Origin of the sequence: Prevotella sp. TF12-30, from assembly GCF_003436715.1 — a bacterium.
GTDB classification, from domain to species: domain Bacteria; phylum Bacteroidota; class Bacteroidia; order Bacteroidales; family Bacteroidaceae; genus Prevotella; species Prevotella copri_A.
Window position 1 is genome coordinate 596 of sequence record NZ_QSQJ01000115.1, and the last position, 492, is coordinate 1087.

The window sequence follows — 492 nt, forward strand, 5'->3', positions numbered from 1 at the left end:
GGAGAAGTTTGCACCGACAATGTTAAAAGATTGGAAATCAAGGTGCTTGATGTAGCCAATCGGGATAAGATGAAACAAAAAATCCCGAAGAGAGGTTTCCTTGCGAACCTTTCCTCGGGATGAACAAAAATGTATTCCTGCATGTCATACGTTTTATATTTCATACGATAAGCATGTAAAACGTTTGACATCGGCAGCTCTGCATTCTTCACAGAAATGCTTGATACGACAGTGAATCAGTAAGTCAACAAGTCAATACGACAGTGAATAATCGAAGCGTCAAAAATGCGACCATTCTTAGCTGAAGACATTTGTCCCTCCGTAGATTTGCAGGACAATGGCTGTTTTCTCTTTTGCTCCGTACAACCTCTTGAAGATAGCATCACGAAGTTGCGCTGCACCATTGGAGGTTAGACGGAAGCAAATGACAACAACCATAGGGAATCCATACAGCGTTTGCCAAACATCTTTGGAAAGTTTTTGCCTCTTTTG

1 pseudogene is annotated in these 492 nt (G+C 41.5%); it reads right to left on the minus strand.

Annotation, left to right across the window (positions count from 1 at the left end):
• Positions 1 to 297: 297 nt before the first annotated feature.
• Positions 298 to 492: pseudogene (locus DXD25_RS17370) on the minus strand (hypothetical protein); the annotation flags it as partial.